The sequence below is a fragment of the Variovorax sp. ISS6 genome (assembly GCF_056523145.1).
Window position 1 is genome coordinate 4581501 of sequence record NZ_JAWRZC010000001.1, and the last position, 22880, is coordinate 4604380.

A 22880-nucleotide genomic window follows, 5' to 3' on the forward strand; every position below is an offset into this window, starting at 1 on the left:
GTGTTTTTTCGTCCCCAGTTTCTAGCAATAGTTAAATGCGCACAGGCATAACTTCAACCGTGATCTTTGCCCCCAACGAGTCTTTCCAGAGCGTCAAAAGAGACGCGTGCACCCAAGAAAAAGCCCTCGAGGTTCGCGAGAACCTCGAGGGCTTGCGGCTGTCGCTTCGGCGTTCGAGAACGCCGACGGCGAGATCACATGTTGTCGATCATCACCTGGCCGAAGCCCGAGCAGCTCACTTGCGTGGCGCCGTCCATCAGGCGGGCGAAGTCATAGGTGACCCGCTTGCTGGCGATCGACTTTTCCATCGCGCTGATGATCAGGTCGGCGGCTTCCTTCCAGCCCATGTGGCGCAGCATCATTTCGGCCGAGAGGATTTCGGAGCCGGGATTCACGTAGTCCTTGCCGGCGTACTTGGGCGCGGTGCCGTGGGTGGCTTCGAACATGGCGACCGTGTCGCTGAGGTTCGCGCCCGGAGCGATGCCGATGCCACCGACCTGCGCGGCCAGTGCGTCGGACACGTAGTCGCCGTTGAGGTTGAGCGTTGCGATGACGCTGTACTCGGCGGGACGCAGCAGGATCTGCTGCAGGAACGCGTCGGCGATGCTGTCCTTGACGGTGATGTCCTTGCCGGTCTTCGGGCTCTTGAACTTCATCCACGGGCCGCCGTCGATGAGTTCGGCGCCGAACTCCTTCTGGGCCAGGGCGTAGCCCCAGTCGCGGAAGCCACCTTCGGTGAACTTCATGATGTTGCCCTTGTGCACCAGCGTGACGCTCGGCTTGTCGTTGTCGATCGCGTACTGCAGCGCCTTGCGCACCAGGCGCTCGGTGCCCTCCCTCGACACCGGCTTGACGCCGATGCCCGAGGTCTCGGGGAAACGGATCTTCTTGACGCCCATTTCCTCTTGCAGGAACTTGATGAGCTTCTTGGCCTTGTCGCTCTCGGCTTCGAACTCGATGCCGGCGTAGATGTCTTCCGAGTTCTCGCGGAAGATGACCATGTTGGTCTTGTGCGGCTCGCGCACCGGGCTGGGCACGCCTTCGAAGTACTGGATGGGACGCAGGCAGACGTAGAGGTCGAGTTGCTGGCGCAGCGCGACGTTCAGCGAGCGGATGCCGCCGCCGACGGGCGTGGTCAGTGGGCCCTTGATCGAAACGACGTAGTCGCGCACGGCGTGCAGCGTTTCCTCGGGCAGCCATACGTCGGGACCGTAGACCTTGGTCGACTTCTCGCCAGCATAGACCTCCATCCAGTGGATCTTCTTCTTGCCGCCATAGGCCTTGGCCACCGCCGCATCCACCACCTTCAGCATCACGGGCGTGATGTCCAGACCGGTGCCATCGCCTTCGATGAAGGGGATGATCGGCTGGTCGGGCACATTCAGGGAGTTGTCGGCGTTGACCGCGATCTTCTGGCCTTCGGCCGGGACTTTGATGTGCTGGTAGCTGGACATGAAGGGGGAAAACTCCGAGGGTGGACCTAATTCAGGACGACTGTCTGCGAATTCAGACAGCGAGGGAGATTCGCTGTACAGCCCGCGAACAAATCGCTGTACATTTTAGACGCAACCCATCAGTGGGCGTTTGTCAACCTGCGGGCCGCCGGCCTCGTTAGTGCCTGACCTTCTGCTCGCCGGGAGGCGTTTCCAACCAATTCTCGATAGAGGAATCATCAATGAGCAAACTTCTCGCAGTCATGATCGCTGGCCTGTTCGCAGCCGGCGCCTATGCCCAAAACCCGGCTGGCACCACCCCCGAACAAGGGAACGCCAGCAACAGCAAGGCGCAGCAACGCGCTGAAGCCCGCAAGGACGCACGTCCTGCTGGCAAGGTGGCTGCTCCCGCTGGCGACATCGCCAAGACGCCCGAAGGCGGCGCCATCGGCACCGACAAGGCTGCCACCTCCGGCGAGAAGCGCGCTGAAACCCGCGACCAGCGTCGTCGCAACAAGGACGGCAGCGTGAAGCGCAAGTCGACCCAAGGCGGCACGCCCAACTAAGGATTCGTCCTCTTGAAAGAAAGCGCTCCATCGGGGCGCTTTTTTTTCGCCCTCATTCCTTGCTCATTTTTCAGGGGACGCGCCTGTCAACCGCGACGAATGCTTTCCGTTGAACATGCACCTCCACCGGGAGGTGGTCCATACCTAACAATCTCAAAGGATTTGTCATGAAGAAGCTGTTCGCTGCCCTGGTTGCCGGTCTCGTCGCATTCGGTGCCTTTGCCCAACAACCCGCCGAACCCGCTGCGGCCGCTCCCGCGGTCACCAAGGCCAAGGCACCCGCCAAGAAGCACGCCGCCGCCAAGAAGCACAAGGCCCGCAAGGTCGCCAAGGCCCACGTCGCCACCAAGAAGGCGTAAGCTAGCCGCCTTCACAGGCCATGCCCGCCAGGCCCGCGTCAGCGGGCTTTTTTCATGGGGCCGGGCACGGCCTTCTTTGTATGGAAGAGTCTGAAAGAACCCCGATGCTCCAGCGTTTTGCCGCCCTCCTGGCCTGCTCCGTCGCCATCTCCGCCGCCCTGCTCGCTCCGGCCCACGCCCAGCAGGAACCCCAAACCAACCTCCCGCGCACCAAGCTGTCGATCGGCCTCTACACCATCGATGCGCAGATCGCCCAGGCGCCGGTCGAGCGCCAGGTCGGCCTGATGTTCCGCAAGGAGATGCCGCAGGCCGAAGGCATGATCTTCGTGTTCGAGCAGCCGGCCACCCAGTGCTTCTGGATGCGCAACACGCTGCTGCCGCTGACCGCAGCCTTTGTGGCCGAGGACGGCCGCATCGTCAACCTGGCCGACATGAAGCCGCAGACCGACGATTCGCATTGCTCCGAGGAGCCGGTGAAGTACGTGCTCGAGATGAACCAGGGCTGGTTCAAGAAGAAGAACATCAAGAAGGGCGCGAAGATCACCGGCGAATTGTTCGCCGCCGGCAAGCGCTGATTGCTTGCGTGCCCGCGCCGCCAACCGATAGCGGTTGGCCCAGCAAAAAGCCCCGCATGCGGGGCTTTTTCATTCGTGAAAGCACCGTGATGGTGCCTCTCGTCGGTCTCAGCCGAAGTTCTTCTCGGCGAACTCCCAGTTGACCAGCTTGGCCAGGAAGGTCTCGACGAACTTCGGACGCAGGTTGCGGTAGTCGATGTAGTAGGCGTGTTCCCAGACGTCGACCGTCAGCAGCGCCGTGTCGGCGGTCGTCAGCGGCGTGCCGGCGGCGCCGGTGTTCACGATGTCCACGCTGCCGTCGGCCTTCTTCACCAGCCAGGTCCAGCCCGAGCCGAAGTTGCCCACGGCCGACTTCACGAAGGCTTCCTTGAAAGCGTCGTAGCTGCCCCACTTGGCATCGATGGCCTTGGCCAGCGCGCCACTGGGAGCGCCGCCGCCCTGCGGCTTCATGCAGTTCCAGAAGAAGGTGTGGTTCCAGATCTGGGCCGAGTTGTTGTAGATGCCGCCGCTGGACTTCTTGACGATCTCCTCGAGCGTCATCGACTCGAACTCGGTGCCCTTCTGCAGGTTGTTGAGGTTCACCACGTAGGCGTTGTGGTGCTTGCCGTAGTGGTACTCGAGGGTCTCCTTCGAGTACTCGGGTGCCAGTGCGTCGAGGGCGTACGGCAGGGGTGGGAGCACATGTTCCATGGTTTTTTCTCGTGGGTTGGTTGTGGGGAATCGATGATTCTAGAAAGGAAACGTGGCGCTCACGTCGGACGCGTTCCCGTCGCGCCGCGTGACGCGACGGTCAGATCGACGGAGCCATCGGACAGGCGGGCAACGACGGCATCGCCGGGTGCGAGCGCCTTCGCGCTGACGACGGCGCGGCCGTCGGCGTCGGTGATCCAGGCATAGCCGCGCTGCAGCACGAGCGCGGGATCGAGCAGCCTCAGCCGCAGCGCGACGCGCTCCAGGCGCTCGCGGCGCTGCACCAGCGCACGGTCGAACTTCGCGGGGAAATCGTCGGCCAGCTTCTGGGCCGCTTGCGATTGCCGCTGAGTCCTCGACAGCACCGCATAGTGCAGGCGCTGTGCGTGATGCGCGAGCCGCAGCTGCTGCCGCGCCACCAGCGTCGAGGGACGGCCCAGCCGGCCGGCGGCCTGGTCGAGCCGCTGGCCCAGCGCATCGAGCCGCGCGCCGATGGCGTCGTCGAGGCGCTCCTCGAGCAGCGCGAGGGCATCGAGCCACAGCGCCCGCGGCGCGCTCACCAGCTCCGCCGCGGCGGTGGGCGTGGGAGCGCGCAGGTCGGCGCAGAAATCGGCGATGGTGAAGTCGGTCTCGTGGCCCACGCCGCTGATGAGCGGCACCGGGCTCTGCACGATGGTGCGCGCCAGGCTCTCGTCGTTGAAGGCCCAGAGGTCCTCGATCGAGCCGCCGCCGCGCACCAGCAGGATGACGTCGACCGCGGGCTGCAGCGCATAGAGCGACTGCAGCGCGCGCACCAGTTCGCCGGGCGCACCGGCGCCCTGCACCGCGGCGGGAGCCACCGTCACGGGAATATGGGGCACGCGCCGGCGCAGCGCGGTCACCACGTCGTGGAGCGCCGCGGCGCCCAGCGAGGTGACCACGCCGATGGCGCGCGGCATCACCGGCAGCGCGCGCTTGCGCGCCGGGTCGAACAGGCCCTCGGCCTCGAGGCGCGCCTTGCGCTGGAGGAACTGCTCGAACAGGGCGCCCTGCCCGGCCCGGCGCAGGCTCTCGACGACGAGTTGCAGGTCGCCGCGCGGCTCGTAGACCGCGAGGCGACCGCGCACCTCGACCTGGTCGCCGTCGCGCGGCGAGAAATCGAGCAGGCCCGCCGCGCGGCGGAACATGGCGCAGCGCAGCTGGCCCGACTCGTCCTTGAGCGAGAAGTAACAATGTCCACTCGCCGCGCGCGAGAAACCGGAGATTTCGCCGCGCACGGAAACCGGATTGAAGCGGGCATCGAGCGCATCGGCGACCGCGCGGCACAACGCGCCGACGGCCCATACGCGGGGCCCGGCGGGCGGATTCGGGTCACGCAAGTTCACAGAACCGCCGAATCGTGATTTAGCACTCTTCCACAACGGGTGCCGCGGGCGGGGCGCCGCGCCCCCGGGGTCGGACAATTGCACGGTTTCTCGTGCAAGTTGTTGATTTCATTAAAAAAAGCGGTGCCCAAAATTCAATCGATCTAATGGAAAGCCCAGTTGGCGCGGCTCGCGGCGACTTGCGCAGCAGGTTAATCACAAAGTTATCCACAGAATCTGTGCGTCTTGGCCGACACGCAAACAAGCGCCGTGGCGATGGTGGGCTCGGTGGATAATCGCCGCGCATTGACAGCCTACGGGGCCGGAGGATTCCTTGTTTTCCATCATAGTTGCTGCAGGTTGGCCCATCTGGCCGCTGCTCGCTTGCTCGGTGATCGCACTCGCGCTTGTTATAGAACGTTTCACAAGTCTCAAGACGGTGAAAGTGCTGCCGCCCAAGCTGCTCGAAGAAACCATCACGGTGTCGCACAACGCGGTGCCGGGGCCCGACGTGGTGACCAAGCTGGAAAACAACTCGATGCTCGGCCAGGTGCTGGCCGCCGGCCTGCGGGCGCTGAACGCCAATCCGCGCTGCACCGAGGACGACCTGCGCGCCGCCATGGAGGCCTCGGGCCGCACCGTGGCGCACCGGCTGGAGCGCTACCTGCCTGCCCTCGCCACCATCGCCTCGGCCGCCCCGCTGCTCGGGCTGCTGGGCACGGTGATCGGCATGATCGAAATCTTCGGCTCGCAGTCGCCCACCAGCGGCGCGGTGGGCTCGGGCAATCCGGCGCAACTCGCGCACGGCATCTCGATCGCGCTCTACAACACCGCCTTCGGCCTGATCGTCGCAATCCCGACACTGATCTTCTGGCGCTATTTCCGCAGCCGCGTCGACGAGTACCTGCTGAACCTGGAACTCTCGGGCGAGCGCTTCGCGCGCCATCTCAACGCGCTGCGCAAATGAGCGCGCCCACCGCCGCCATGGCCGCCGCCGGGAGCGCCCGATGAGCCGCGGCCGCATGCAGTTTCGCCACGGCGCACGCGACGAGCCCGAGATCAACCTGATCCCGTTCATCGACGTGCTGCTGGTGGTGCTGATCTTCCTGATGCTGTCGACCACCTACAGCAAGTTCACCGAGATGCAGCTGCGGCTGCCGACGGCGGACGTGGACGCGCAGCGCGACTATCCCAAGGAAGTGATCGTCGGCGTCTCGGCCGACGGGCGCTACTCGATCAACAAGACGCAGTTGCCCGACCGCGCCGTGGACACCGTGGCGGCGGCGCTCGCCGCGGCCGCCACCGGCGGCAAGGACAGCGTGGTGATCATCAGCGCCGATGCCAGCAGTCCGCACCAGGCCGTGGTGACGGTGATGGAAGCGGCGCGCCGCGCGGGCCTGATGCAGATCACCTTCGCCGCCCAGTCGACGGCGCAAGCCGGGCACTGAGTTGCCGTCGCAGGGGCGCAACGGCACCGACACCGGCGCAACCGCCTCGCGGCTTCGGCACGCCTGGCTGCGGCGCGGACCTCTCGCGCTGCTGCTGTGGCCCTTGTCCCTGCTCTTTCGCACCCTGGTGGCGCTGCGCGCGCTGCTCTATCGCCTCGGCTGGCTGCGGGCCGAACGCATGCCGGTACCGGTGGTGATCGTCGGCAACGTGATCGCGGGTGGCGCGGGCAAGACGCCGGTGGTGATGGCCGTGGCGCGGCATCTTCGTGCGCGGGGTTGGCGGGTGGGCGTGGTGTCGCGCGGCTACGGCCGGCATACGGACGACTGCCGCGAAGTCTTGCCCGACAGCGATCCGCGCGAGGTCGGCGACGAGCCGGCGCTGATCCGGCGCAGCACGGGCGTGCCGGTGTTCGTGGCGCGCCGCCGCGCCGAGGCGGCGCGCGCGCTGCTCGCGGCCCATCCCGCCACGCAGGTCATCGTGAGCGACGACGGCCTGCAGCACCTGGCGCTGGCGCGCGACGTCGAGATCTGCGTGTTCGACGACCGCGGCATCGGCAATGGCTGGCTGCTGCCGGCCGGCCCCTTGCGCGAACCCTGGCCGCGCGATTGCGACCTGGTGCTGCACAGCGGCGAGCACCCAGCCTTCGCCGGCGGCTTCACCGCCACGCGCCAGCTGGCGACCTACGCGGTGGCGAACGACGGCACCCGGACGCCGCTGGCCTCGCTGGCTGCGCGCCCCATCACGGCGCTGGCGGCGATCGCGCGGCCCGAGGCCTTCTTCGAGATGCTGCGCGCGCAAGGCATCGAACCCGAACGAACCATCGCCCTGCCCGATCACCACGATTTCGTCGACTGGCAGGACGACCTGCCGGCCGACCACCTGCTGCTGTGCACCGAGAAGGACGCGGTCAAGCTCTGGCGCCAGGCGCCCCGTGCGCTGGCCGTGCCGCTGCTGTTCGAACCCTCCGACGCCTTCCTCGCGGCACTCGACGCAAAGCTATCATCGACCGATGGACACCAAGCTGCTTGAACTGCTCGTCTGCCCCGTCACCAAGGGCCCCCTGACCTGGAATCCCGAAAAGCAGGAACTCTGTTCGCGCAGCGCGCGCCTGGCCTATCCGGTGCGCGACGGCATCCCGGTGCTGCTCGAAAACGAGGCCCGCACCCTGTCCGACGACGAGCTCGGGCTGTGAGCTTCACGGTTCTGGTGCCGGCCCGGCTGGCGTCGACGCGGCTGCCCGACAAGCCGCTGGCCGACATCGCCGGCGTGCCGATGGTGGCGCGCGTGGCGCAGCGCGCGGCGCAATCCGGCGCGGCGCGCGTGGTGGTGGCGGCGGACCATGCCTCGATCCTCGCGGCCTGCCAGGCCCATGGGGTGGAGGCGATCCTCACGCGCCAGGACCATCCGAGCGGCAGCGACCGCCTCGCCGAGGCCTGCGAACAGCTCGGTCTCGACGGCGACGCGGTGGTGGTCAACGTGCAGGGCGACGAGCCGCTGATCGAGCCGGCGCTGATCGACGCCGTGGCCGCGGCGCTGCTCTCGCGGCCCGATGCCGCGATGAGCACCGCGGTGCATGCCATCGATTCGGTGGCCGACTACCTCAATCCCAACGTCGTGAAGGCCGTGCTCGACGCGCAGGGCAACGCGCTCTATTTCAGCCGTGCGCCGATCCCGTGGTGGCGCGACGGCGCCGCGCCCGGCGTGCCGCCTGCGCGGCTGCCCTCGCCGGCGCCGCTGCGCCACATCGGCATCTACGGCTACCGCGCGGGCTTCGTGCGCCAATTTCCCGCGCTGCCGCCCTCGCCGCTCGAAGGCATCGAGGCGCTCGAGCAGTTGCGCGCGTTGTGGCATGGGCACCGCATCGCGGTGCACGTGAGCGACGCGGCGCCGGGTCCGGGCGTGGATACGCCGGAAGACCTGGCGCGGGTGCGGGCGCTGTTCGCCGCTACGACTTGAGCATCACCTGCCACAGCCGACCGGCCGGATCGGTCACGCGGACGTCGTAGAACCTCGGGTGCTCCCAGGTTTCGAACGGCAATCCGATCCGCTCGAGCGTCTCGAAGAAGGCATCGGGGTCGGCCTGGCTCGACACCGAGACGAAGATCTCGGTGCTCGCGGAAGGCTTGGACGGCGCCTCGGTGAAGTAGAACTCGAAGCCTTGATGGCCGGGCGCCACGTAGGAACGCCCGTCCTGGCTCGCGAACCCCAGCAAGGCCAGGAAGCGCTCCATGCGGGGCTTGTCGTTCGATCCGAGGATCACGGAAATCATGGCGTCGGCGCTTTCGGTGTCAGTCGCATTGCAGCTTCTTGTACTTCATTCGCGGCCGGCAGTTGCACTTGGCCCGCATCTCGTCGATGGTTCTGAACACGCCGTCCGAATCCTTGACCTTCTTGACCACCGTCGCCTTGTGCCCGAGCTTGGAGAGTTCCTCGAGCTCCGCGGCGTAATAGGGACTGTTGGAACCCTGCACGCCGATGGTCTGGAAGGTGTAGCCCTCGGCGGCGCGGTCGCGGATCCACTGCCGGTTGAAATCCACCGCCTCGCACATCCGGCGCCGCCACTCCTCGGGATCGGTCACGCCCTTGAGATTGGGGAAATTGTCGGGCCAGTCGTTCTTGATGGTCCGGGCGCCGAGCCTCGACGCGACGGCCTCGACGGCATCCTGCCCTTCGCCCAGCAGGATGACGCCCGCCAGGCCGTACGGGTCGATCCAGCCGATGGGGTTGGGCGCATAGGCAAAGAAGTTCTCGCCGCCGGCCAGGCCGATCGGGTCCTCGCTCACGAAGCGCCCGACATCGGGGTCGTAGTAGCGAAAGCGGCTGTAGTGCAGCCCGCTTTCGGCGTCGAAGTACTGGCCCTGGAACCGCAGGTTCTGCTCGACGGGCTGCGTCCCGGCGCGCGGCGTGCTTGAAGGCACCTCCACCTTGAGCGTGTTGCCCCAGGCCTTGTAGCTCGCGCTCCAGACGATCTCGCCATCCTCGCTGCTGAGCTCGCGCGGCGTGCCGAGGTGGTCGGTGTGGTAGTAGCGGATGCGCCAGGCATCGAGATCCACCACCGAGGCGCCGGCGTCTGGCTCGTCCTGCGCCGGCACGACGGGCGCTGCCTCGCCCTCGCCCCGGCTGCGCGCCTGGATCTGGCGTGCGGTGGCCAGCATCCGGTCGACGAAGGCGGTGCGGGACCGGCGAGGCTGCCAGTCCTGCTCGTCGTCGTCCTCTCGCGCCTCGCCCGCCGGCTCGCCCCGGAGGACTTCGGCCTGGACCTGCGCGACCGGCACGAAGCCAAGCCCCTGGTAGAGATACAGCGTCTGCAGCGCGCCGCGCTGCTCGCTCAGCAGCCGGTTGCCGTCCCATTCGAACAGCGTGCGTCCGAGCCGATCGCTTTTCTCGATGCGGCGCCCGAATGCGTCGTAGCGGTAGCGCGTGGTCTGCGTCGTGGTGCTGCCGCCCTGGCCCTGCCGCACCACGGTGACGCCCTGGAGCTGGTGCTCCACGTCCCACTCGAACTGCATGCGCGTGTGCCGGCCGATCCTCTTCTCGACCAGGTTGCCGTGGCTGTCGTAGCGGTAGCGCTTGTCCTCGAACACCTCGACGCGGTTGTCCTTGATCGCCCCCGCCGAAGGGGCGGCACCGCCGCCGGCGTCCGCGCCGGGCAGCAGGTTGTGGGCCGGATCGAACGCGAACTGCTCCTGCGACATCGGCTGCAATGCCGACAGCAGCCGGCCGATGCGGTCGTAGCCATAGCGCGCGCGGCCATGCCGGCGATCGACCAGTTCGAGCAGGTTGCCGCCAGGGTCGTAAACATACTGGCGCGCCAGCACGAAGCGCTCGTCCCATCCCGGCACGGCATCGGTGCCGGCACCGGGATCGACCCGCGCCTCGTCCGGCCGCGGGCGCGCGGTGGCCTGGGCCAGCAGGCGGCCGACCGGGTCGTAGCGATAGCGGCTCTCCAGCGCGCCCTGGCTGCGCGCGACCTCCCGATGCAGCGCATCGCGCTCGATGTCGCAGACCACCCGGCCGTCGAGGTTGATCTGGTGCAGATGGCCCGACCCGTAGTGGAGCCAGCGGATCTCGCGCCCGTCGGGCAGCACGGTGGCCAGCCGGTTGCCGAGCGCGTCGTAGCGATGGCGCTGCGTCGTGCGCAGCCCCTGGCCGACGCGGGTCTCCTCGAGCAACTGGCCCATGGCGTCGTAGCCCAGCGAGATCCGGCCGCCGTTGTCGTTGGCGGCCTCGACCAGCCGACCCGCGGCATCGTGGCGATAGTGCGTGGACTTGTGCTGCGCGACGCGCCGCCCCCGCGCGTCGAGCACGTGGCCGGCCACCAGCTTGTGCACCAGCCGCCCGCCCGCGTCGCGCTCGTAGCGGGTCACGATCGCCTGGCCGGCGGCGCTCGCCGCGGCAGCCGTCACCTCGTCCGTCAGGCCGAAGCCCCAGGGATCCTCGAAGGTCGGCGCGGTGCGCCTCGGCGGCAGGGCCTGCGGCGTGCCCGGCTGGCGCGATTGCTCGCGCGCCAGCCGCTGGTCGAGCCGCTGGCGCAGGGTCAGGCAGCCGAGCTCGATCTTCGCGAGCAGCAAGCCCGCGGGATCCCGCACGTAGCGCGTGTGGCGACCGTCGAAGCCGGTCTCCTCGACCAGCCGGCCCAGCGCGTCGTAGCCGAAGTCGTAGCGCACGGCGTTCTCGTTGTAGAGCGCCACCAGGCGTCGGGCGCCGTCGTACTCGTAGCGCAGTTCGCCGCCGGCCGCATTGCGCCGCACCAGCGGCAGTCCATCGAGCGCGAGCAGGTATTCGGTGCGGGCACCCAGCGGACTCACATGCGCCGTGAGGCGGCCCGCCGCGTCGTACTCGAAGCGCTCGACCGTGCCGTCGGCGCCGACGAGCGAGCGCAGCCGTCCGAGCTCGTCGCGCTGGTAGCGGGTGGTGTGGCCCAGCGCATCGGTCACGCTCTCGAGCCGGCCCCACTCGTCGTAGCCGTAGCCCGTGGGCTGCCCCGAGCAATCGACCTGCCGCACGACCTGTCCCGCCGCGTTGTAGCTCAGGTGGCGCGTCTTGCCGAGCGCGTCGACGATGGCGACCGGCAGGCCGCGGTCGTCGTACCGGTAGCGCGTGGGCTGCCCCAGCGCGTCGATCACCTCGACCAGGTTGCCGCGCGCGTCGTAGCGGTACCCGGTGGTGGCGCCGAGCGCATCGGCCAGGCTCGCGGGCTGGCCCGTCGCCGTGTCGTAGCGCACGGTGGTCACCACGAACTCGGTGTCGGTGGCCCCCGGAACCTGCACGCGCACCGGCCGGCCGCGTTCGTCATAGCCGTATCGCGTGGTCCGCCCCGCCGGATCGGTCAGCGCGAGCAGGCGGCCGAAGGCATCGAGCTGCCGCACGGTGCGCCCGCCCATCGCGTCGACCGTGGCGGTCCATTCGCGGTCGGCGTTGAATTCGTAGACCTCGACACGGCCCAGCTGGTCGGTCACGCGGGTCGCGCGCGCCAGGTACTCGAAGTCGTAGCGCTCGCCGTTCGAGATCTCGCTGCAACGCACCCGGCCATGAGGCGCCTCCACGTCGTAGGCGTAGGAGGCGCGCAGGCCGCCGGGCTCGGTGTGCGCCACCAGCACGTGGTTGCGGTACTCGAATTCGCGCCGCATGCCGCCGAGCCGGTCGGTCACGCGGACCAGGTCGCCCGCGCGGTCGTACTCGTAGCCCACCAGCGGCGTGCGACGCCCGCCGTCGGCCGACAGCAGCTCGACCTTGCGCAGCCGCAGCGGCTCGCGCGCGCCGGGCACGACGTGCTCGAAGCCGAGCAGCAGCACCCGCCCCGCGCTGTCGACGATGCGCTCGGGCAGCGCCGAGGGGCCGTGTTCGATGTCGATCCGGTTGTCGTTGCGGTCCATGATCGACGCCAGCAGGTAGCGGGCGCTCCGCCCCGCGCCGCCGGGGAAGCGCCGGAAGACGAAGCGCTGCTCGCCATCCAGGCCCTCCAGCTGCAGCCGCTGCGCATCGAGCGCCCTGAGCGTGAAGCGTTCGAACTCGTTGTAGTGGCTGGCACCGGGCTTAAGCGCGGGAAAGACGATGTCGCGGCCGGATTCGTCGACCAGCACGAGCTTCGCGCGCCCCTGGATGCGCCGCTCCTCCACGACGAGGCCCAGCGGCAGGGTCCAGCCCTGCCCCAGCCAGCCGACGCGCGCATTGCGCGAGACGTAGGTGCGCTGCCACGGCAGCGGCAGCGGTGCTGGCAGGTCGAAGTCGAGCTCGAGCCCGCCACCCAGCACCTTGCAGCCGAGCACCGGGTTCACGGGCTTGCCCACCACCGGGCACATCGGGCAGACATCGGGCTTGCGATCCCCCGGCGTGCTCGAATCCTCCCCGTCCGCCAGCCTGCGCGGATGCGGCTCGCCGCCCTCGTGCGGCCGCTCCTTGTGCTTCTTCTTGAACTCCTTGAGCTTGCGGATCGCCGCCGCGATGTCATCGCCCTTGGTGATGCCGGCCTTGGCCATCAGTTGCGCGGCCTTGGTCGCGCCGCCCGCCGCCGCGCCCACGCCGGCCGTCGCCAGCGAGACGGCCACGGCCTCCGCGGTCTGGCCGAGGATCACGCCCACGGCCTCGCAGCCCTTGCCCTGCTTGACCATCTCCTCGACCTGCGCGGCGATCTCGCAGAGCTGGTCCTGCAGCATGTCGGCCGCGAAGTCGAGCAGGTCGTCCATGGTGATGGAGCCGTCGCGCAGGCCGTTGATCACGCCCACCACCTGCTTGCCCGCCTCCACCGCCTGGGCACCGAACTTCTGCAGCCCGTCGACCGCGCTGCTCATCGAGCCCAGCGGATCGGAGAAGAAGGCCTTGATGCCGCCCCACACGCTGCCGAGCATGTCGCCCACCGCGGCCACGTCGCCGGTGATGGTGTTCCAGGCGCCCGAGAGCACGTCCTTGCCGCAGCCCGCGGGGTCCGCGAACATGCGGTCCTTGCTGGCCACGCCGAGGGCGGCCATGTTGGTCTTCATCTGCTCCCAGCAGGCCTTGTCGGCGATCGCCTGCTCGGGGTTGATGCTGGTGTAGACCTTGGCCGGCGCATTCCCCTTGTTGATGGTGCCCATGTGGCCGTTGAACACGGCCAGGCCGCCATCGATGTGCAGCGTCTGCGACCACTCCTTGGGCTCGAACTCGTCCATGTACGTGCCCGACATGACGCCCTTGCCCTTGCCGGCCTCGCCGCCGCGGCTGACCGGCACGCGCGAGCGGTCGAGGAAGTACTCGTTGGTGCGGCCGTCGGAACGGCTGGCGGTCTGCACCGATTCGTCGAAGTACGAGATCGTCCAGTAGGGAACCGGCACGCCCTTGTCGGGCTTGAGCGGCGTGTACTTCCAGTCGGGCGCCTTGGCCAGCGCGAAGTGTTCGTGGCGTTTCTCCGCCTGCTCGGGCGCGGCCATGCGTTCAGCGCTCCATGATGCTGAGGCTGGCCTGCGACCAGTCCTGCGCGCCGGTGGTCAGCCGCCAGACCAGCGCCAGCGTGCCCAGGTCGAGGTCGATGTGGACGGTCGACAGGTCCATGTCCAGCGGCACCACGATGCCGTCGTGGTCCGCCATCAGCGCGGTGGCCTTGAGCGCCGGCAGGCGAAAGCCGCGCACGGCCTCGAACAGGCCCTCGAGCTCCACGTCCTCGTCGCCGCGCAGATAGCCGTTGGTCTGCTGGTCGTCGGGCGCGCAGTTGAAGTAGCGCAGGTCGAAGTCGCGCGGCAGGTGCGGCGCGACCTGCTTGCGCCAGGCCTCGTCGGTGGTGCCGATGCGCGAGACGCGCGGCTGCCAGTCGCCGGGCACGGGCGCGAAGTTGAGAGTGCGGTAATGGCGGCCGGGCGCGGCGGCCAGCGTCTCCTCGGGCGACAGCAGCTGCGGCGCCGGCCATTCGCGGTCGCGCTCCCAGCGCTCGCCGCGTTCGCCGCGGTGCCGGCCGCCGAAGCCGACGCCGACCGGGTTGGCGAGCCAGGCATCGCGCGGCTCGTCGTCGCCGCTCGGATGCTCGCCGCCGAAGGCATGCTCGTAGAGCAGCGGCACGCCGCGCACCGGCGCGGGATGCGACAGCTCCCAGCCCCCCATGGCACGGTAGCGCCAGTGGCGCGGCCCGGTGAGCTGCAGCGACTTGCGCAGCGCGCCCACCTGCACGTGCGCGAGCCAGCCATGGGCCGGTTCGCCGCCCGGCGCCCTGGCCTCGCCGGTCACCAGCACGTCGGTGCGTTCGCGAAACGGGATCAGGTCGCTGGGCTGCAGCAGGCTCGACGCACCCGGCTCTCCCGCGTAGCGGTCGGCCATGTTCAGCGGCGGCTGCTCCTCGAGCGGCGACAGGCCCTGGGCCGTGATCGCGAAGGTCGCCTTGGCGGCGAGGCTGTGGTATTCCTTTTCGTCGTACAGCTCGGTGTCGAATCCAAAGGCGGGGTACGGGGTCTCGTTGATCAGGGCGATGGCCATCGTCAGTTCATGTGGATGTGCTGGCCGTCCATGTCGACGACGGTGGCGCCGTTGACCTGGATGCGGTCGCCGCGGATGGCGATGGTTCCGTCCGACTTGAGCGTGATCGACGAGGCACCGCACACCAGCGTGAGCTCGTCGCCGGCCTGGTGCACCATGGTGCTGCCGGCGTTCACGCTGACCGTCTTGCCCGAGCTCAGCGAATAGCTGGTGCCAACCGTGGTCGCGTAGCGGGTGCCGACGTTGTGCGTGTGCAGGAAGCCCACGTTGCTCATCCACATCGCGCCCACGTTGAGGTTGTAGGCGGCGCCGATGTTGGTCATCTGCGCGATGCCCACGTTCTTCAGGCTGGTCAGGCCGATGGTCTCCTGCTTGTTGGAGCCCACCGTGAGGTTCTGGTTGACGCCGATCTTCACCTTCTCGTTGTTGCCCACCGTCTCCGTGCGGTTGACGCCGATCTTGATGGTCTCGTTGAGGCCGACGTCCTCCTTGCGGTTCTCGCCGATCGAGATCGTCTCGTTCTGGTCCACGCGCTCGCCGCGGTTCTTGTGGATGGTGATGCGCTCGTTGCCGTCGACGGTCTCGGTGCGGTCGTTGTGCACCGTGATGGTCTCGTCGTGGTCCACGGTCTCGGTACGGTCGTGGCCCACGTGCACCGTCTCGTCGTGGTCGATGGTCTTGGCGCGGTCGTGACCCACCCAATGGGTCTCGTCGTGCTCGACCTCGATGTCCTGGTTGCGCTCGGCATGCAGCCACACCTGCTCGGCGCCCTTCTTGTCCTCGAAGCGCAAGGCATTGGCGTTGGCGTCGGTCGCGCCCTCGGAGCTGCGCGTGAGCAGCCCGCTCTGCGTGGCGTTGGCCGGCAGCTCCCACGGCGGCATGTTGTCGGCGTTGTAGACCCGGCCCGTGACGATCGGCCGGTCGGGATCGCCGTTCTCGAAATCGACGATCACCTCCTGGCCGATGCGCGGGATCTGGATGCCGCCGAAGTTGGTGCCGGCCCAGGGCGAGGAGACGCGGACCCAGCACGAGCTGTTCTCGTCCTTGGTGCAGTAGCGGTTCCAGTGGAAGCTCAGCTTCACGCGGCCGTACCGGTCGGTCCAGAGCTCGCGCCCGGCCGGGCCGGTGACGATGGCGGTCTGCGGGCCGGTGGTGCGCGGGCGCGGCACCGTGGGCGCGTCGGCGCGGTAGACCTTGCTGGTCGGGATCACCTCGAAGTCGACGCGGCACTCGAAGCCCTGCTGGTCGCTCGCGTCGCCCACGTCCTGCAGGTGCAGCCGCGCGTCGGTCACGAGGTACTGCCGGTTGGCCTCGTCCTGCGGATGGCGCTCGAGTTCGAGCAGGCAGCCCGGCACCACGGCGCGCAGGTTGCCCGAGCCGCTGGCGCGCTCGCCGCCGACGCCGGCCTCCTGCATGCGCACGCGCGCCAGCTGCTCGCCCTCCGACTCGACCACGTAGTCGCCGGGCCAGCCGTAGCGCTCGCGGTCGCTCTGCGCGGTCTTGCGCGGCATCGCGCTGACCTGCTGCAGCCGCGCCTTCGGCCGCTGGAAATCGAAGTCGTCGGTGACCCAGCGCCCGCTCTGCAGGCATTCGGCGGCCTGGAAGCTGTCGCAATGCTCCTCGGCGATGGTCTCGTCGGCACCGCGGAACGGCACCTTGCGGTAGGCGGCGTTGGCGTAGGGCTGGTGCGAGGACATGTCGTCCACGATCACCAGCTTGTGCGAATCCTCGGCGTGCTCGAAGTAGTAGTACAGGCCCCACTCGTGCAGCAGCCGCGCCACGAAGTCGTGGTCGCTCTCGCCGTACTGCACCTGGAACTCGCGCGGCGGATAGCTCTGCGTGGCGCGCAGCTCGAACGCGAAGCCGTAGCTGCCGAGCACCTCCTGCACGATCTCGAGCACGCTCTTGTTCTGGAAGATGCGGTAGTCGCTGGTGCGCACCGCCAGCGTCAGCCAGGGCTCGATCACCGCCTCGTAGAGCGCGCGGCGGTTCTCCAGGCGCAGGAAGCGCATGCGCGTCACCAGCCCGGAAATGTGCCGCTTGCTGCCACCCGCGCCTGGACGGCCGTCCAGCACGATGTGGGCCGTGAGCGTTTCGCCCACCATCGGCTTGATGTTGACGTTGGCCGCCTGGCGCGGGCTGTGGCCCGGGGTTTCGGGGGTCGCGAGCACCAGGCTGTAGCGGAAGAGCCGGCTCAACCCCTCCTCGCCGTCGATGGACACCGGCTGGAGGGCCGGCCGCCCCCCGAGCATGGGCATGGCCGCACAGCTGGCGTCGAGGATGCAGCCGGCCTGCGAGGAAGCAATGGGCATGAAGTTGGATGTGTCCCGTGATGCGATGAGGCGCCGGATCGTGGACACGATGGCGTCATCTTTGTTTCTTCTTTTAACTTTCCGGATCAGTCTACGAAGAGCCGCCTTTGGGGGTCAAGAAGTCCTAAGTACTGCTTTCCCGCCATCGGCGCCCTCGATGTCCGGCGAAATTGTTCACGGGGCCGCGTGCTATCCTCGACGCAATTCCGTCCGCCGCACTCTGTCTTTGTCGAGGAGTGCGTGCGCGACGCGACACAAATCCAAGAACCCTCCGAGGACACCATGAGACTGATTTTGTTGGGCGCGCCCGGGGCGGGCAAAGGCACGCAGGCGGCCTTCATCTGCCAGAAGTACGGCATTCCGCAGATCTCCACCGGCGACATGCTGCGTGCCGCCGTCAAGGCCGGCACGCCGCTGGGCCTGCAGGCCAAGGCCGTGATGGATGCGGGCGCGCTGGTCAGCGACGACCTCATCATCAATCTCGTGAAGGAACGCATCGCCCAGCCCGACTGCGCCGAAGGCTTCCTGTTCGACGGCTTCCCGCGCACCATTCCGCAGGCCGACGCGATGAAGGCCGCGGGCGTCAAGCTCGACTACGTGCTCGAGATCGACGTGCCCTTCGGCGACATCATCGAACGCATGAGCGGCCGCCGCTCGCACCCGGCCTCGGGACGCACCTACCATCTCAAGTTCAACCCGCCCAAGGTCGAAGGCAAGGACGACCTGACCGGCGAGGAACTGATCCAGCGCAAGGACGACGAGGAAGAGACCGTGCGCAAGCGGCTCGACGTCTACAGCCAGCAGACGCGTCCGCTGGTCGACTACTACTCGGCCTGGGCCAAGGCCGATCCGGCCGCCGCGCCGAAGTACCGCGCCATCCAGGGCGTGGGCACGGTCGAAGAGATCACGCAGCGCGCCCTGGCCGCACTCAGCAGCTGAGCCCCGGCTCGAATCGCGAGCCGCGCGCGGGCCCCGGGTCCCGCGACGCGGCTTTTTCTTTGCCCCCCGTTTTCAGATCAGCGCGAGCGTCAGCGCGATGCGCGCCTTGACCGGCGTCAGCGTGCCCGCGTCGCGCAGCTTGTCGCCCGGCTTCGCCAGGATGCGCCCCTGCGTGCAGCGGGTGGCGCGCAGCACCGCGATGCCGGCCTCCTGCGCCTCGAGTGCGGCCGCCTCGAGCGCATGGTGCAGCGTGCCGTTGCCGGTGGTCGCCAGCACGAGGCCGCGCAGCGGCGAGGTGGCCGCGCCATGCGCACGCAGCGCATGGATCAACGCACCGCTCGCGCCCGCGTGGCTCGTCACGATCTCCACGCGCGGCCATGCAGCCTCGTCCTCGGGAAGACGGTCAAGGACCGCGCCTGCTTCCGAAGACGGCCAGCCACGCACGCGCCGCACCTCGCCCTCCTCCACGTAGCCCACCGGCCCCGCGTCGCCCGCGTCGAAGGCATCGAGCCGGTAGGTGTGCACCTTCTGCACGTCGAAGGCACCGAGCACCGTGCCCGCGCAGACCGCGGTCACGCCCTGCGCATCCGGCGTCGCGGCCACGGCGATCGCGTCGCGCACGTTCTGCGGGCCGTCGGGCGACAGCGCGGAGGCCGGGCGCATGGCGCAGGTCAGCACGATGGGCTTGCGCGGCGCCAGCACCGACTGGAGGAAGAAGGCGGTCTCCTCGAGCGTGTCGGTGCCATGGGTGATCACCACGCCGGCCACGTCGGGCTGCGCCAGCCAGTGGGCGCAGCGCAGCGCCAGCGCGCGCCAGATCGCGAAGGACATGTCCTTGCTGTCGACCTGCGCCACCTGCTCCGCCGCCAGCGTCACGCCAGCGGGCGCCTCGATGCCGCCGAGCAGGTCGGCCACGCCCACCTCGCCGGCGGTGTAGCCGATGTTGTCGCCGCTGTTCGCCGCGCGGCCCGAGATGGTGCCGCCGGTGCCGAGCACCACCACGCGCCGCGGATTCGAGGGGGAAGAAGTCGCCATCGCTTGCCAACTTTGAAAAACTGGTTAAAAATACAGGTACTGGATGTTCAGCCAGTGCCGCAAGGAACCACCATGCAGTTCGCCGTGAAGCTTACCGCCCGCCAGCAGCAGATCCTCGATCTGATCCAGAGCGCCATCGCCCGCACCGGGGCGCCGCCCACCCGTGCCGAAATCGCGAGCGAGCTGGGCTTTCGCTCCGCCAACGCGGCCGAGGAACACCTGCAGGCGCTGGCCCGGAAGGGCGTCATCGAACTCGTGAGCGGCACCTCGCGCGGCATCCGCCTCAAGGGCGATGCACTGCGTTCGCTCGCCGAGTCGCGCAACAGCCAGTTCTCGCTCTCGCTGCCCGGCATGGCCCAGCTCGCATTGCCGCTCATCGGCCGCGTCGCCGCCGGTTCGCCGATCCTCGCGCAGGAGCACGTCGACCAGACCTACTACGTCGAAAACACGCTGTTCCAGCGCCAGCCCGACTACCTGCTCAAGGTGCGCGGCATGTCGATGCGCGACGCCGGCATCATGGACGGCGACCTGCTCGCCGTGCAGGCCACCAAGGAGGCGCGCAACGGCCAGATCGTGGTGGCGCGCCTCGGCGACGAGGTGACCGTCAAGCGCCTCAAGCGCAACAAGCAGGTGATCGAGCTGCACGCCGAGAACCCCGACTACCCGACCATCGTGGTCCAACCCGGCGAACCCTTCGAAATCGAAGGCCTCGCGGTCGGCCTGATCCGAAACACCATGCTGATGTAGCCCCGCCGAGCCGGCCCGGCGGTCTGCATCGCCGAGCCGCTTCGCGGATCCGCATCCCGCATACCCCATCCGGTCGCCGCAGGTGGCGGGCGTATGGCGCTTGGTCGCCATCACCCTGCTGCGCCCGATGACAACGAATCCTGCCTGTGTTCAACCTCAAACCTTCTTGGAGTTCACATGGGAATCGCCCTCCTCACCTTCGTCGATCTTTGGATGCCGCTGCAATCGCTCGCGAACCGCTGGCTGCCCGCCCGCCCCGCGCGCCGCAACGATGAGAGCCTGTGCGCCAGCGAGCTGCGCTACGTGTCGGTACGGCCGTCGCGCGCGGCTCGTGGCGATGGCGCCCCGAACGCATTCCCGGCCACGCCCGCGGCGCAGGCGCCCTCGCGTCCGCTGCGGGTGGTGCGTCTCGTCGATCGCCAGCAGGGCGGCGCGCGCAACAGCAACCGGGTGGTGATCTCGGGCCGGATGGCCGACGTGTGCGCCGAGCTCGATCGCCTCGCCGCGCTCGAAGCGCTCGAAGCACCCGCCGGGGCGGCCCGCCCCGCGCACCTGCACTGAAAGCGTCCTTCGGCGCGTCTCGCGCGCCGCCTCGGGGCCGGGTCCATGGGCAACCTCGCCCTTTGCCCGGCCTTCGAGCCGCTTCTCCGGCCTTCGCCCCGTTTTCGCCCCTCGAGGGCGGCAGGGCCGTATCCAAACGTTCTACGGCGCGCCGATTCCATGCTGCGAGGCACAATGGCATGCCATGAATATTGTGATCCTCGACGATTACCAGGATGCGGTGCGCAAGCTGCACTGTGCTTCGAAGCTCGATGCCTACGCAGCCAAGGTCTACACCAACACCGTCAAGGGCATCGGCCAACTCTCGGTGCGCCTCAAGGACGCCGACGTGATCGTCCTGATCCGCGAGCGCTCCCAGATCTCGCGCCAGCTGATCGAGAAACTCCCCAAGCTCAAGCTGATCTCGCAGACGGGCCGTATCAGCAGCCACATCGACGTGGCCGCCTGCACCGAGCGCGGCGTGGCCGTGGCCGAGGGTTCGGGCTCGCCGCAGGCGCCGGCCGAACTGACCTGGGCGCTGATCATGTCGGCCATGCGCCGGCTGCCGCAGTACATCAGCAACCTCAAGCATGGCGCCTGGCAGCAGTCGGGGCTCAAGTCGGCCTCGATGCCGCCCAATTTCGGCCTCGGCTCGGTGCTCAAGGGCAAGACGCTCTGCGTCTGGGGCTATGGCCGCATCGGCCAGCTCGTCGCGCGCTATGGGCAGGCCTTCGGCATGCAGGTGGTGATCTGGGGCCGCGAGGCGAGCTGCACCAAGGCACGCTCCGACGGCTTCCAGGTGGCGCAGAGCCGCCAGGAGTTCTTCGCGATGGCCGACGTGCTGTCGGTGCACCTGCGGCTCAACGACGAGACCACCGGCCTGATCACGCTCGAGGACCTCTCGCGCATGAAGCCGACCTCGCTGTTCGTCAACACCTCGCGCGCCGAGCTGGTCGAGTCCGATGCGCTGCTCGCGGCGCTCAATCGCGGCCGCCCCGGGCTGGCGGCGATCGACGTGTTCGAGAGCGAGCCGCCGCTGCAGGGCCATGCGCTGCTGCGCCTCGAGAACTGCATCTGCACGCCGCACATCGGCTACGTGGAGCAGGAGAGCTACGAGATGTACTTCGGCCAGGCCTTCGACAACGTCGTGAGCTTCATCAAGGGCAACCCCACCAACATCGTCAACCCCGGCGCACTGCAGGTCCGGCGGTGAAACCGTGAGCCAGCCGGCGCCGAGGGGCGCACTCTGGGCGCTGCTCGCCGGCAACTTCGTGATCGGCACCGGGGTGATGGTGGTGCCGGGCACGCTCAACGAGATCAGCGTCTCGCTCGATGTCAGCGCCGCCACCGCGGGTCAGCTGATCACGGCCGCGGCCTTCGTCACCTGCCTCGGCGCGCCGCTGCTCGCGGCCGCGGTGGCCGGCTGGGACCGGCGCCGGCTGCTGGCCCTCACGATGCTGTGGTACGCCGCCTGGCACGCGGTGTCGGTCTTCATGCCGAGCTTCGGCGCCCTGTTGCCGGTGCGCATGCTGGCGGTGATCGCGCCGGCCATCTTCACGCCCCAGGCGGCCGCCTGCGCCGGCATGCTGGTGCCGCCCGAACAGCGCGGGCGCGCGGTCACCTTCGTCTTCCTCGGCTGGTCGATGGCCTCGGTGCTGGGCCTGCCCATCGGCGCGCTGATCGGCGGCCATTTCGGCTGGCGCGCGGCCTTCCTCGCGATCTCGGCGCTCAGCATCGTGAGCGCGGTCTCGGTGTGGCTCACGCTGCCCAACGGCATCCGGCCGGCGGCGCTCACGGCCGCGGCCTGGGCGCGCGTGCTGCGCAGCCCGGTGCTGATGGGCATCGTCTCGATCACCGCGCTGCAGGGCGCCGGCCAGTTCGTGCTGTTCAGCTACTTCGGCCCGATCCTCAAGCAGCGCTTCGGCGCCGACGCCACTGCGCTGAGCCTGATGTGGGGCTGGTTCGGCGCCTGCGGCCTGCTGGGCAACATGGTCGTGAGCCGCGTCATCGACCGCGCGGGCGCGGGCCGCATGGTGCTCGCGACCACGGGACTGATCGCGCTGAGCCTGGCGCTCTGGCCGCTGGCGGACAGCCTGTTCTGGATCGCGGTGGTGGTCTCGCCCTGGGGCCTGGGCTGCTTCTCGACCAACTCGGCGCAGCAGGCCCGGCTGGTGGGCCTAGCGCCCGCGCTGGCGCCGGGCTCGGTGGCGCTCAACAGCTCGGGCATCTACATCGGCCAGGCCTTCGGCGCCGCGCTCGGCGGCTGGCTGCTGGCGCGCGACGCCATGCACTGGATGAGCTGGGTCGGGCTCGCGCTGCTGCTGGTCGCCATCGTGCTCAGCGCGAGCATCGACCGCAGCCGCCGGCCGGCCTGAACGGCGCGGCGAAACCCCGTCGCACCGGCGCCCGCAGGCCTCCCCGAGAAACACCGGGGAAACCCTTCTCCCGCCAGA

Annotated in this window: 21 protein-coding genes; 13 read left to right on the plus strand and 8 right to left on the minus strand. The window is 68.7% G+C overall.

Annotated elements, in window-relative coordinates:
- Window positions 1-194: 194 nt before the first annotated feature.
- Window positions 195-1454, minus strand: a complete 1260-nt coding sequence (gene icd, locus AC1HIL_RS21265; RefSeq protein WP_413763427.1) for an NADP-dependent isocitrate dehydrogenase — start codon at window positions 1452-1454, stop codon at window positions 195-197.
- Between the two features lie 221 nt (window positions 1455-1675).
- Here icd and AC1HIL_RS21270 point away from each other — a divergent pair, with 221 nt between their 5' ends.
- From AC1HIL_RS21270 to AC1HIL_RS21280, 3 genes are all read left to right on the plus strand, one after another.
- Complete coding sequence (locus AC1HIL_RS21270) at window positions 1676-1999, plus strand: hypothetical protein (RefSeq protein WP_057594841.1); 324 nt, start codon at window positions 1676-1678, stop codon at window positions 1997-1999.
- Between the two features lie 167 nt (window positions 2000-2166).
- A complete protein-coding gene (locus AC1HIL_RS21275; RefSeq protein WP_261205580.1) occupies window positions 2167-2358 on the plus strand; it encodes a hypothetical protein in 192 nt (63 codons plus the stop codon).
- Window positions 2359-2462: 104 nt separating this feature from the next.
- Window positions 2463-2933, plus strand: a complete 471-nt coding sequence (locus tag AC1HIL_RS21280) for a DUF192 domain-containing protein (protein WP_057594843.1) — start codon at window positions 2463-2465, stop codon at window positions 2931-2933.
- A 108-nt stretch (window positions 2934-3041) separates the two neighbouring features.
- Here the strand turns inward: AC1HIL_RS21280 and AC1HIL_RS21285 are convergent, their stop codons facing one another.
- Together AC1HIL_RS21285 and xseA are read right to left on the minus strand one after the other, a co-directional pair.
- Window positions 3042-3623 (minus strand): superoxide dismutase, encoded by a 582-nt coding sequence (locus tag AC1HIL_RS21285; RefSeq protein ID WP_261205579.1) that lies wholly within the window; start codon window positions 3621-3623, stop codon window positions 3042-3044.
- Between the two features lie 59 nt (window positions 3624-3682).
- The gene (gene xseA, locus AC1HIL_RS21290; RefSeq protein WP_413763424.1) at window positions 3683-4987 is read right to left on the minus strand and encodes an exodeoxyribonuclease VII large subunit; all 1305 of its coding nucleotides are present in this window, start codon (window positions 4985-4987) and stop codon (window positions 3683-3685) included.
- 313 nt (window positions 4988-5300) lie between these two features.
- On the opposite strand from xseA, the gene AC1HIL_RS21295 reads away from it, so the two are divergent.
- The 5 genes from AC1HIL_RS21295 to kdsB are packed head-to-tail and all read left to right on the plus strand — an operon-like array spanning window position 5301 to window position 8371.
- The gene (locus tag AC1HIL_RS21295) at window positions 5301-5933 is read left to right on the plus strand and encodes a MotA/TolQ/ExbB proton channel family protein (protein ID WP_057596380.1); all 633 of its coding nucleotides are present in this window, start codon (window positions 5301-5303) and stop codon (window positions 5931-5933) included.
- A 55-nt stretch (window positions 5934-5988) separates the two neighbouring features.
- On the plus strand, window positions 5989-6414 hold the full coding sequence (locus AC1HIL_RS21300) for an ExbD/TolR family protein (protein ID WP_409976473.1): 426 nt from the start codon (window positions 5989-5991) through the stop codon (window positions 6412-6414).
- A gap of 1 nt (window position 6415) precedes the next feature.
- Window positions 6416-7444 (plus strand): tetraacyldisaccharide 4'-kinase, encoded by a 1029-nt coding sequence (gene lpxK, locus AC1HIL_RS21305; protein ID WP_479669951.1) that lies wholly within the window; start codon window positions 6416-6418, stop codon window positions 7442-7444.
- Window positions 7425-7607, plus strand: coding sequence for a Trm112 family protein (locus AC1HIL_RS21310; protein ID WP_057596378.1), 183 nt, complete (start codon window positions 7425-7427; stop codon window positions 7605-7607). Before lpxK ends, AC1HIL_RS21310 begins: the two co-directional genes overlap by 20 nt.
- Window positions 7604-8371 carry a 3-deoxy-manno-octulosonate cytidylyltransferase gene (kdsB, locus tag AC1HIL_RS21315; protein ID WP_479669952.1) on the plus strand — a complete coding sequence of 256 codons (768 nt, stop codon included), beginning with the start codon at window positions 7604-7606 and terminating at the stop codon, window positions 8369-8371. Before AC1HIL_RS21310 ends, kdsB begins: the two co-directional genes overlap by 4 nt.
- On the opposite strand, the gene AC1HIL_RS21320 is transcribed toward kdsB, so the two are convergent.
- The 4 genes from AC1HIL_RS21320 to AC1HIL_RS21335 are packed head-to-tail and all read right to left on the minus strand — an operon-like array spanning window position 8361 to window position 17166.
- Window positions 8361-8684: a hypothetical protein gene (locus AC1HIL_RS21320; RefSeq protein WP_479669953.1), complete on the minus strand. Its 324-nt coding sequence runs from the start codon at window positions 8682-8684 to the stop codon at window positions 8361-8363. The genes kdsB and AC1HIL_RS21320 overlap by 11 nt on opposite strands.
- 19 nt (window positions 8685-8703) lie before the next feature.
- Entirely contained in the window at window positions 8704-13821 is a 5118-nt protein-coding gene (locus AC1HIL_RS21325; RefSeq protein ID WP_479669954.1) for an RHS repeat-associated core domain-containing protein, read from the minus strand.
- 4 nt (window positions 13822-13825) lie between these two features.
- A complete protein-coding gene (locus tag AC1HIL_RS21330) occupies window positions 13826-14854 on the minus strand; it encodes a DUF2169 family type VI secretion system accessory protein (RefSeq protein ID WP_479669955.1) in 1029 nt (342 codons plus the stop codon).
- 2 nt (window positions 14855-14856) lie between these two features.
- Entirely contained in the window at window positions 14857-17166 is a 2310-nt protein-coding gene (locus AC1HIL_RS21335) for a type VI secretion system Vgr family protein (protein ID WP_479669956.1), read from the minus strand.
- 282 nt (window positions 17167-17448) lie between these two features.
- Between AC1HIL_RS21335 and adk the strand changes: the two genes are divergently transcribed.
- Window positions 17449-18105 carry an adenylate kinase gene (gene adk, locus AC1HIL_RS21340; protein WP_057596372.1) on the plus strand — a complete coding sequence of 219 codons (657 nt, stop codon included), beginning with the start codon at window positions 17449-17451 and terminating at the stop codon, window positions 18103-18105.
- Between the two features lie 72 nt (window positions 18106-18177).
- Here adk and AC1HIL_RS21345 read toward each other — a convergent pair whose 3' ends face one another.
- Complete coding sequence (locus AC1HIL_RS21345) at window positions 18178-19140, minus strand: asparaginase (protein WP_479669957.1); 963 nt, start codon at window positions 19138-19140, stop codon at window positions 18178-18180.
- A gap of 72 nt (window positions 19141-19212) precedes the next feature.
- Between AC1HIL_RS21345 and lexA the strand changes: the two genes are divergently transcribed.
- The 4 genes from lexA to AC1HIL_RS21365 all read left to right on the plus strand — a co-directional run bounded on the left by lexA (window position 19213) and on the right by AC1HIL_RS21365 (window position 22802).
- A complete protein-coding gene (lexA, locus tag AC1HIL_RS21350; protein ID WP_057596370.1) occupies window positions 19213-19887 on the plus strand; it encodes a transcriptional repressor LexA in 675 nt (224 codons plus the stop codon).
- A gap of 177 nt (window positions 19888-20064) precedes the next feature.
- Complete coding sequence (locus tag AC1HIL_RS21355; RefSeq protein ID WP_479669958.1) at window positions 20065-20448, plus strand: hypothetical protein; 384 nt, start codon at window positions 20065-20067, stop codon at window positions 20446-20448.
- A 184-nt stretch (window positions 20449-20632) separates the two neighbouring features.
- A complete protein-coding gene (locus AC1HIL_RS21360) occupies window positions 20633-21640 on the plus strand; it encodes a D-2-hydroxyacid dehydrogenase family protein (protein WP_261210695.1) in 1008 nt (335 codons plus the stop codon).
- 4 nt (window positions 21641-21644) lie between these two features.
- The gene (locus AC1HIL_RS21365) at window positions 21645-22802 is read left to right on the plus strand and encodes an MFS transporter (protein WP_261210694.1); all 1158 of its coding nucleotides are present in this window, start codon (window positions 21645-21647) and stop codon (window positions 22800-22802) included.
- Window positions 22803-22880: the final 78 nt, after the last annotated feature.